The organism is Corallococcus sp. AB018 (assembly GCF_003986945.1).
Lineage (GTDB): Bacteria > Myxococcota > Myxococcia > Myxococcales > Myxococcaceae > Corallococcus > Corallococcus exiguus.
The window spans coordinates 19,496-29,363 of sequence record NZ_RAWR01000135.1; the positions used below are offsets into that span (position 1 = coordinate 19,496).

The 9,868-nt window shown below is 70.5% G+C and carries 9 protein-coding genes; 4 read left to right on the plus strand and 5 right to left on the minus strand.

All coding sequences use genetic code 11. The annotated features are described in order from the left end of the window. Positions 1 to 2: 2 nt before the first annotated feature. From D7Y11_RS26240 to D7Y11_RS26255, 4 genes are all read left to right on the plus strand, one after another. Positions 3 to 1,298, plus strand: coding sequence for a COG3014 family protein (locus D7Y11_RS26240; protein WP_233607396.1), 1,296 nt, complete (start codon positions 3 to 5; stop codon positions 1,296 to 1,298). Between the two features lie 32 nt (positions 1,299 to 1,330). After that, positions 1,331 to 2,089 (plus strand): ZIP family metal transporter, encoded by a 759-nt coding sequence (locus tag D7Y11_RS26245; RefSeq protein ID WP_120578179.1) that lies wholly within the window; start codon positions 1,331 to 1,333, stop codon positions 2,087 to 2,089. A gap of 7 nt (positions 2,090 to 2,096) precedes the next feature. Further along, a complete protein-coding gene (locus D7Y11_RS26250) occupies positions 2,097 to 2,894 on the plus strand; it encodes a bifunctional 2-polyprenyl-6-hydroxyphenol methylase/3-demethylubiquinol 3-O-methyltransferase UbiG (protein WP_126935070.1) in 798 nt (265 codons plus the stop codon). Positions 2,895 to 3,274: 380 nt separating this feature from the next. Further along, positions 3,275 to 4,999 carry a sigma-54 dependent transcriptional regulator gene (locus tag D7Y11_RS26255; RefSeq protein ID WP_126935071.1) on the plus strand — a complete coding sequence of 575 codons (1,725 nt, stop codon included), beginning with the start codon at positions 3,275 to 3,277 and terminating at the stop codon, positions 4,997 to 4,999. 16 nt (positions 5,000 to 5,015) lie between these two features. Here the strand turns inward: D7Y11_RS26255 and D7Y11_RS26260 are convergent, their stop codons facing one another. From D7Y11_RS26260 to D7Y11_RS26280, 5 genes are all read right to left on the minus strand, one after another. After that, positions 5,016 to 5,516 carry a GDYXXLXY domain-containing protein gene (locus D7Y11_RS26260; protein WP_120578176.1) on the minus strand — a complete coding sequence of 167 codons (501 nt, stop codon included), beginning with the start codon at positions 5,514 to 5,516 and terminating at the stop codon, positions 5,016 to 5,018. Then, the gene (locus D7Y11_RS26265) at positions 5,513 to 6,622 is read right to left on the minus strand and encodes a DUF4401 domain-containing protein (protein ID WP_126935072.1); all 1,110 of its coding nucleotides are present in this window, start codon (positions 6,620 to 6,622) and stop codon (positions 5,513 to 5,515) included. The genes D7Y11_RS26260 and D7Y11_RS26265 overlap by 4 nt, the downstream gene beginning before the upstream one ends. 2 nt (positions 6,623 to 6,624) lie before the next feature. Beyond that, positions 6,625 to 7,635: a DUF2157 domain-containing protein gene (locus tag D7Y11_RS26270; RefSeq protein WP_120596591.1), complete on the minus strand. Its 1,011-nt coding sequence runs from the start codon at positions 7,633 to 7,635 to the stop codon at positions 6,625 to 6,627. A 68-nt stretch (positions 7,636 to 7,703) separates the two neighbouring features. After that, positions 7,704 to 8,843: a hypothetical protein gene (locus D7Y11_RS26275; RefSeq protein ID WP_126935073.1), complete on the minus strand. Its 1,140-nt coding sequence runs from the start codon at positions 8,841 to 8,843 to the stop codon at positions 7,704 to 7,706. A gap of 91 nt (positions 8,844 to 8,934) precedes the next feature. Next, entirely contained in the window at positions 8,935 to 9,813 is an 879-nt protein-coding gene (locus D7Y11_RS26280; protein WP_126935076.1) for an alpha/beta fold hydrolase, read from the minus strand. Positions 9,814 to 9,868: the final 55 nt, after the last annotated feature.

Sequence of the window (9,868 nt, forward strand, 5' to 3'; positions counted from 1 at the left end):
CCGTGGCCAACCTCCCCGACATCGCATCCCAGGCCCCGCGCGTCCCCGCCGCTTCCTCGGCGGGGGGGCGTTGGGGCCTGTTGTTCATCGTGGCCATGAGCGCCCTGAGCGTCCTGGGCACGGGCTGCGCCAGCGACTACGTGGCGCGCACGGCCTCCGCGCGCTCCGCGTACCAGTCCTCCGACTATCAGCGCGCCCTGAGTGAGCTGGACGGCGAGCAGAAGGAGGCCCCCGAGCGCGACCAGCTCCTGTTGCTGTTGGACAAGGGCATGGTGCTGCACGCGGCCGGGCAGTGGGAGGAGAGCACGAAGGTGCTGGCCCAGGCGGATGACCTCATGTCGCAGCTGGACATCACCTCCGTGAGCGAAGAGGCCGGGGTGCTGCTCAGCAATGAGCGGCGCCGCGCCTACCGCGGGGAGGACTTCGAGAAGCTGATGATCTCCGTCCTCCAGGCGCTCAACTACGCGGAGCTGAACCGCGACGAGGACGCGCTCGTGGAGGTCCGCCGGGTCAACGAGCGCATCGAGAAGATGATCACCGAGGAGAAGAAGCCGTACGAGCAGCTCGCCATCGCGCGCTACCTGGGCGGCGTGCTGTACGAGGACCAGCGCGAATGGGACTCGGCCTTCATCGACTACATGAAGGCGTATGAGCTGGAGCCCCGGCTGGGCGGGCTGGTGGAGCCCCTGTTGCGGCTGGCGAAGAAGACGGGCCGTGACGACGCCTACGAGACGCTCTCCCAGAAGTTCCCGAACGTGGCGCACGGCGCGGTGGGCCCCGGTGAAGGGCAGCTCGTCGTGGTGGTGGAGGCGGGCCTGTCGCCGCAGAAGGAGCGGGCATCGCGCGACTACGGCGACTCCGGGGACCTGATTGAAGTGCCCGTGTACCGGGACCGCGGCGGCACACCGCCAGTGCGCGTATCGGTGGAGAACCAGGCGGAGCAGGCAGTGACGGTGACGTCGCTGTCGCGCGTGGCCCAGGTGCACCTGAACGACCGCATTGGCCGCATGCTGGCGAAGCAGCTCGCGGGCGCGGTGGCGAAGGCGGGCGTGGCCGCGGGTGTGGGCGCGCTCACGAAGAGCAAGGAGCTGGGCGTGCTCACCTTCCTGGTCCTCAACGCGGGCAACCAGGCGGACCTGCGCTCCTGGCTTTCACTGCCGGCGGAGTTCCAGGTGGCGCGCTTCCGGCTTCCTCCGGGAAAGCACACCGTCCAGGTGGATGCACCGGGCCGGCCCACCACACACCTGGTGGAGGTGAAGCCGGGACGGGTGGAGGTGCTGGTGGTGCGAAGCTACTGACTGCGTCGTTTTGGGAGTAGGGTGCGCGCCCCATGTCGCCGGTCGTAGCCGAAGTCCTCCTGTACTCCTTCATCGTCGTGGCGAGCGCGCTGGCCGGGGCGGGCGTGGTCATCTTCAATGACCGCTCCACGCGGCTCGTGACGTTCCTGGCCTTCGCGGCGGGCGTGATGTTCGGCGCGGCCTTCTTCCACATGCTCCCGGAGGCGTACGAGGGCGGCGGCTGGTGGGCCTTCGCGCTCGTGCCCATGGGCTTCCTTTTCGTGCTGGTGCTGGAGCGCTACCTCGTGGCCCACGCCTGCGAGGAGCCGCCAGACTGCGCGGAGCACGTGCACGGCCACGCGCTGGGCCTCAGTGCGTTCCTGGGCCTGTCCACGCACACGCTCTTCGACGGCATCGCGCTGGGCTCCTCGGTGAAGGAGGGCGTGGGCGCCATGGCGCTGCTGGCCATCACCGCGCACAAGATTCCCTCGTCGCTGTCGCTCGCGTCCATCCTCCAGGCGGAGGGCAAGAAGCGCGGCACCATCCTGGCGTACACCGCGCTGTATGGCCTGATGGTGCCGGTGGGCGCGGTGCTCTACTTCGGCTTCGACGCGGTGCTGAGCTTCCAGTCGCTGGCGCCCAAGGCCCTGGCCTTCTCCGCCGGCACCTTCCTCTACATCGCCGTGTCGGACCTGCTGCCGCACGTGAACAAGCACGGCAGGGACAAGCCCGGGCGCAACCTGGTGGCATTGGCAGCCGGGTTGCTGGTGATGTTCGTGCTCGCGCGCGTCCTGGGACACACGGAGCACTGACGGCACCATGGAACGACGCAAGGACTGGTACGAGCACCCGGAGTACTACGAGGCCATCTTCGGCACGGACACCGTGCGCGAGGCGGACTTCCTCCAGGAGCTGAGCCGGCGCTTCGGCACGGGAGGCAACCAGTGGCTGGAGCCCGCGTGCGGCGCGGGCCGGCTGGTGGAGGAGGCCGCGAGCCGGGGCCTGAAGGTCGCGGGCTATGACTTGTCGGAGGCCATGCTCGCGCACGCGCGCAAGCGCCTGTCCCCCGCGGAGCGCCGCCGCGTGAAGCTGGCCCAGGCGCGCATGGAGGACTTCTTTGATCCGGCGCTGGAAGGGCGCGTGGACCTGGCCCACACGCTGGTCTCCACCTTCCGCTACCTGGACAGCGAGAAGGCCGCGGTGGAGCACCTCACCGGCACCCGCCGCCTGCTCAAGCCGGACGGCATCTACGTGCTGGGCTTCCACCTCACGGACTACGCGCGCTCCGGCCCTGAGCACGAGCGCTGGGTGGGGCAGGTGGGCGCGGACAAGGTCGTGTGCAACACGCACGAGGGCCTGCCGGAGCAGCGCCTGCGCCGCTCGCCCATGCGCAACCGCCTGCGCGTCACCGGCCCGGACAAGGACTGGCTCATCGAGACGACGTGGTTCTTCCGCACGTACGACGAGGCCCAGGTGAAGCGCCTGTTCCGCAAGTCCGGCCTGCGCGCCGCGGCCACGTTCGACTTCGACTACGACCTGGACTCGCCCGTGGGCCGCGGCAGCCCGCGCCTGGACCGCGTGTTCGTGCTGAAGCGGGACACGTCCTCCAAGGCCTGACTGGTATGGAATGACCCGGCTGCCCGCCCGTTCAGAAGGCGCGGTCCGTCAGGCATTGGGGCTCAAACGTCAGGGTTTGCGTCCTGTCCGGACGCGCTCGCGTTCCAGCGGGACGCAGGTTGAGCGGGATGTTCATCGTGACCCCGCGAAATCATTGGACTCACCCTGTTGGCACGGCAGCCGCAATGCGTCCCGCCCATACGCCGGCAACGGCGTGTACCGCATCCAGATGCACCCGGAGCGCGGAAGGAGGGGCCGCTCCTTCCGCGCTCTCCATCTGAATCCGCACCTCCCCGTCATCTCCGATAGAGTCCGCGTCTGCTTTTTGGACGGCTTCGCCGGTCGGCGGTGGCGCGGCTTCCGCACGGGAGGCGATGGGGATGCAAGACGAGTTGGCGCAGCTCATGGCTGCGCTCAGGGATTCCAGGGACTTTGAAACGGCGGCGGCGGCGACGTTGCGCCGGATGCTGGCCGTGGCGGACACCGCGGTGGCGGCCAGCCGCTACGCGGGCCGGGCCCGGGTCCTGCGCGGCATCGTCCACCTGCGTCCTGGCGAAGCGTACCGCCGGCTGGCGGCGCTGGACGTAGGCGCGCGCGAAGTGACGGACGCGGGCGTCGAGATGCCCTTCTTCACCTCCGCCACGGCCTGGCGCGCGGTGGTGGAGCACCGGTGCGCGGTGTCCATCGACGTGAACATCGGCACGGTGCAGCCGCACGCGCCGGACGCGCCGGTGACGGGTGACCCGGGCCTCGCGGGCTTCCACAGCAACGAGAGCAAGCAGCGCTTCCTGGGCCGCCACGCGACGCACGTGTGCGTGCTGCCCCTGCGCACGCCCGCGGGCATGGAGGGCATGATTTCGCTGGAGGCGGACTGCCTGGCCGCCATGGGGCAGGAGTTCGTCTGGCGCGACGCCGGAGACCTGCTCCAACTGCTCACGGACATCGCCGCGCCGTACCTCACCGCGCTGCCGCAGCGGCCGGTGGCCACGCCGGAGGTGGACGAGTTCCTCCCCGTGGTGGGCCGCTCCATGGCGGAGCTCTTGCCCATCCTGCGCACCTTCGCGCTCCAGGACGAGACCATCCTCGTGAGCGGGGCCACGGGCGCGGGCAAGTCGCGTCTGGCGCGCTGGTGTCATGAGCGCTCCGGCCGCCGGGGCAAGCCCTTCGAGACGCTGGACCTGGTGACGGTGCCGGAGGACCTCCAGATGGCGGAGCTCTTCGGCTGGAAGAAGGGCGCCTTCACCGGCGCGGTGCGCGACGCGCCGGGCGTGGTGGCCCGTTCGGACGGCGGCACGCTGTTCATCGACGAAATCGACAAGCTGTCGCTGAAGGCGCAGGCGGGCCTGCTGCACCTGCTGGAGTCGCGCAGCTACCGGCCGCTGGGCGAGGGCACCGGCGAGAAGCTCGCGGACGTGCGCTTCATCATCGGCACCAACGCGGACCTGCACGCGCAGGTGCGCGCCGGCCGCTTCCGCGAGGACCTGTACTACCGCGTGAACGTGCTGCCGGTGCGCATGCCGCCCCTGCAGGACCGGCAGGACGAGATTCCCCTCTGGGCGCGGTACATGGTGAACCGCCGTCACCGCGAGCGGATGCCGGAGGGTTCCGCGCGGCTGGCGCAGGAGGCGGAGGTGCTGCTGACCACCAGCTCGTGGCCGGGCAACCTGCGGCAGCTCGACAACATCGTGCGGCGTGCGTACACGCTGGCGATGGTGGAGCACGCGGCCGGCACGGGCGACCTGGTGCTCCACGAGAAGCACGTGGCGCGCGCGCTGGACTACGAGCAGTCCCCCAGCAGCGGCCGTCCGCTGCCGGAAGCGCTGCGGGCCGCGGCGCAGGCCTTCGTCGGTGAGGCGCGCAGGCGCAGCACGCCGCTGGACCTGGACTACGCGGACGGCTTCCGCGGGCTGGTGCTGGGCACGGCCATCCGCCAGATGGGCCGCGACGAGGCCTTCCGGATGCTGGGCCGCGAAAGCCTGGTGAAGAACCGCAACCACCACAAGGCGCTCAAGCGCGAGCTGGAGAAGGTGGACGGCCTCTACAAGGCGCTGGGCGAGGAGGGCTCCCCGTTCTCCGACCTGCTGGAGAACGAGGACGCGGACTGACGCCAGGGGCGCGCCTTCAGTGGATGGCGCTGCCCAGCGGTTGGTAGTTCTCGTCGCGCAGGCCCACGAGCACGCTGGTGCCGTTGTCCGTCACCCGCAGCTCGCCGTAGCGCGCCTTCGCGTAGCGCTCCGCGTGGCCCTCCTGGAAGAAGAAGGCCTCCGCGCCCAGGCGCATCTGCGAGTTGCGGATGCGGAAGCGCAGGCGCACCTCGCCGGGCGCGAGCGAGGTCCCCGCCTGCGTCTCGTAGCGCACGAACTCGCCCACGTCGTGCTCGTCCAGGCGCAGCACCACGTTGCCGTCCTCCTGGGGCTGCTCGCGGCCCTCGCGCCAGCCCTGGTTGATGGCGTAGTCGAGCACCATGTAGTCGCCCTGGATGAGCGAGCGTGGATCCACCGGAGCCAGCCGCAGCAGCACGGGCTGCCCCCGCGCGAGCACGGTCTCCTTCTGCACGACGAGGAAGGCGAGCGCGACGAACACCAGCGCGAGCCCACCGAAGATGACGGCGCCGCGTTTCATCGGGCCTCCGTGAGGACGGCGGGCTGCCGCCGCAGGAAGAACTGCCGCACGCCCAGCAGCACCAGTCCGCTGCCCGTGAGCGCGAGCGCCTTGGCCAGCAGCGTGATGTGCAGGTCGTAGTAGTAGTACGCGCCGAACGTCAGCAGGAACGCCACCGCCAGCCCCAGCATCACGCGGCTGCGGCGGTGGAAGCCGAGCGTCAGCATCTGCACCGCCACCAGCACGCCCGGCGTGTTCAGCGTCATCACCGTGAGCAGCACGAGCGCGCCGGCCGCGGGAATCCAGACGCGCTGCTCCTGGGCCAGCCCCAGCTCGCGCAGCACCTGCCACCCCGTCCACGCCAGGAGGAGCGCCAGCGCGATGGAGAGGTACGCGCTCGGCACGAACCCACTCTCGAAGCGGAAGACGTAGTGGAAGCCCTCCTGCGAGTTCTCGAAGCTGCGGAACAGCAGCCACCCGGGCACGGCGCACGCGAGCGCGAAGGCGATGGGCCCCACGCGAGCGCCCAGCTTCCCGCGCCGCAGCACCGGTTCGAAGAGCAGGGTGCCGGAGAGCGCGGCGGCGCCCATGAGCATCCACACGTCCACGCCCGAGCCCCCCACTGCATCGAGCGCGAACACGCCCACGGACACGCAGAGGCCCACCGTCGCCAGGAAGTAGAGGATGAGGTCCGGGTACACGGCGAGCAGCGCGACAGACGCCACCGCCCCCGCGAACGCGATGGTGAGGGTGCCCTGGTCCAGCTGCGCCAGCCCCACGAGGAACGCGCCCACGCCCGCCATGCACAGGGCCAGGGCGAGCTGCTCCAGGAAGGGGCCCTGGGAGGTCCGGCGCAGCAGCACCGCCGCCACCGTGATCAGGAGGCCCATGCCGGTGAGCGCCACCTCCTCCTTCCAGAGGCCCACGCAGGCGAAGAAGCTGAGCATGAAGGCGGCGGCCAGCCACGCGCCACCGCCGGCCAGCGCCTTCACGAACCAGGGTGAGGCACCCAGCGTCTTCTGGCGGATCTCCAGGGCGGTGCGGGCTCGCGCGTCCACCCCCGCGTCCACGTGGCCCTCGGTCTTGAGCCCCGCCAGCACGTCTTGAATCGTCGGTCGCAGGGCCATGATCAGGTCTCCTCCGAAACGCCGGTGGCCTGCGATTCGTGGCGCAGCCAGTACACCGCCAGGCCCACCTCGCCGATGATCACCAGGGGCAGGATGAAGAGGGTGAACTCGTCGGCGCGCGTCACCTCCAGGAGGAAGTAGCCCACTGCCGTCGTGACGAGCGTGATGAGGCTCAGCGCGCCCATGGTGAGCAGGAACAGCTCTCCGTGCAGGTGCCGGTGCAGGGCGTAGATGGCGACCAGCGCTCCCAGCACCAGCGGCAGGGACAAGCCGGCCTCGAGCGACCGGTCGTGCCTGCTCACGATGAACAGGATTCCCAGGGTCACCAGCGGCAGCAGCGTCATGATGGACAACACGCGGGGCATCCACCGCCCCTGGAGCCAGGAGACCTTCTGGTTGGCGAAGTGCTCGTAGGTCGCCCAGGCGAACCCGTTGAGCAGCCCCAGCACCAGCGCGAGTCTTGCCTCGTAGGAGCCGAAGCGAGTCATGCGCTGGCCCCAGAAGAGGATGACGCCCGTGTTGACCAGCACGAGCTGGAGCATCCACAGCGGCGTGAAGCGCGCCAGCGCCACCCACGGCAGGATGAGCAGGCCCCAGCCGATGAACAGCTCATACGGATCCGCGCCCGTCTGGTACGTCTGCCCGTACACGGCGAGCAGCGGGCCCACCAGCACCGCGGCCGCGAGCAGCGCGAACTGGCCCGCGGGCCTGTCGCCCAGCCGCCAGGCGCCCACCGCCGCCCCGGCCATGCCCAGGCAGATGAGGCCCAGCTTCGAGAAGCGCCCCAGCTCCGCCCAGTTGAAGGCGAAGAAGTACACCACGCCCGCCAGCACCAGCAGCGAGCCCAGGGCCATCAACGTCGTGGACAGGAACGCACGCCACGCGGGCCGCGACGGCGAGGCGACCGCCAGGTGCAGCGCGCGCCCGTACGCGTCCGGTCTCAGGATTCCGGCGTCCGCCAGCGCGTGCAGCCGCTCCGGCGTCGCCTCAAGGTCGAGGAAGTCTTTCGGCACGGCCGGGGACTGTACTGCCTGTCGTGAGGGCCGGGGAATGTCCCGGCCCTCCGCGCCCGGAAAGGCACCTACGGGGTGACGTCGGTGATCTTGTACGTGAAGGTTTTCGGGACCTCCCACTTCCAGATGCCATCTCCCCGGGCCCCCATGAGCACGAGGAAGTACCGGCCGGTGGTGGGCGCGGTGAAGGTGGCGCCCTTGTCGTCGCTGACCAGCTTCGGCCACCGCTGCGTGTCCTGCTCGTTCACCACCGTGGTCCCGACATGGAAGGGCGGGGTGCCCCACGCGCTGACCGTCAGCAACTGGTAGGCATGGCCCTCCATCAGGTCCACGGCCAGCACGTCCACATCCGAGCTGTAGTTGAAATGGACGCTCAGCTGGGCGGGGACCGTCACGACGGTGGCCTCGGACGGGATGTCCCCGTGGTCATCCACGCCCACGTCCTGGACGGTGCACGTGTAGGGCACGGAGTGGGCCCCGTAGTCCCCGCTCGCGCGGACGCGCAGGTCGATGGCGCCACCCCCCGTGCTCTTCACGGCCAGGAAGCGGATGCCCAGGCTCTGGAACCACGCCGCGCGGTCCGCGCTCAGGGAGGTCCCCTCCGGGAGGATCAGCTCGAAGGCCGGCGCGACGCTGTCCGTTGGCCCCGTGCACCCCGCCGCCAGGGTGTGGTTGGCGGGAATACCGAGCCGCCATTGGTCCACGTCTTCGGCATGCTCCAGGAACCCGTTGAACGCCCCCTGCTTGTCGGTGACGGGCTGGACGACCGCCTGGTCCCAGGTGTCACCCGCGTCATCCCGGGTCTCCCGGAGCTCGTAGGTGAAGGCACCCGCGGACGGCTCCTCCGAACCGGACTGGATGTCCAGCACCACGTCCCCGGCGGTGGCCTGCTTCCAGAAGAAGGTGAGGTGCTGCACCGTCCCGGAGGACCAGGGCGCCCCGATGGGCTCCATCGTCGCCCCGTCGCGCAGCTGCGCCTTGCAGCCCAGCATGCCGAGGGGCGTGCAGTCGAACCGGTAGAGGCGGTCGGCCCAGAGGGTGAACCGCAGCTGGCCCGGCTCCGTCTTGCTGACGGTCCCTTCGCCCTGGAAGACCTGCGGTTCCTCCGTGGGCGACGCATCCCCGTATTGCTTGCTGCTGCACGCCCCCAGCGCCAACACCCCGCCCAGCAGCGCCACGCGCTTGAAAGACTTCCATTCCCGATTCATGTGGATGCCCCTCTTCCCCCAAAGCGCTCGCGCGGCCCGAGCGGCTGGCGCTCAGTATCGCACGCCAGGCAGCCGCGCTGGCGGGTGATTGTCATTCATTGCCGAGGAAGGCCTTCAGCTCGGGGAGCACGCGCTCGGGATGCTCCAGCTGCGGACTGTGTCCGCAGGCCACGCGCACCACCCGGGCCTGGGGAAGCCCGCGCGCGGCCTCATCCGCCAGTGTGACGGGCAGCGTCTCATCTCGCTCGCCCCAGATGAGCAGCACGGGGACCTTCACTTCGCCCAGCCGCTCGCGGCGGTGGAACAGCGGACCCGTCAGCGGCACCAGCGCGTTGAAGGCCTGCGCGGCTTCGGGCCTCCCGCCGGGCACGCTCAACAGCTCGTAGCCCAGCTGACCCAGCTTCTCTCCCAGCGGCGTGGGAGGTGGCGGCAGCATCCGCGCCATCGCCCAGGGGCCCAGGTTGCGCGCCAGCCGCTCCGGCCCCGCGCGGAAGAACAGGCGCGAGGCGCGAGGCATCTCAGGACCCAGCCCCATCGCGTCCACCAGCACCAGCCGCTCCACCGGCACCGTGCCGCGCAGCGTGAGCTCCAGCGCCACCAGTCCGCCCAGCGAGTGGCCGACCACCGACACCGGTCCCGGCGCCACCATTCCCAGCGCCTCCTCCACGGGCGCCGTGAAGAAGCGCACCGCGTCCTCCGCGGTCTTCACGTGCACGTCCGCCGGGGTGGACTGACCGAAACCGGGCAGGTCCAGGGCCAGCACCCGGTGGTGCCGGGCCAGCACCGTCAGGTACGGGAACCAGTGGGTCGCCGAGTTCCCACGTCCGTGGAGGAAGACGACCGTGGAGCGGGCGCCCTCGGGAGGCCCTCCTTCGAGGATCCGCACCGCGCCACCCCCGGGTAGCCAGTGCACCTGGGGCACCACGGCCGGGGCCAATTGGGCCAGGAGCCCCGTCTCCACCGGGCCCACGGGGGGCGTGGCGCCCGGGGCTCCGGGGCGGCCGGCGGCGTCCCAGCGAGGGGGG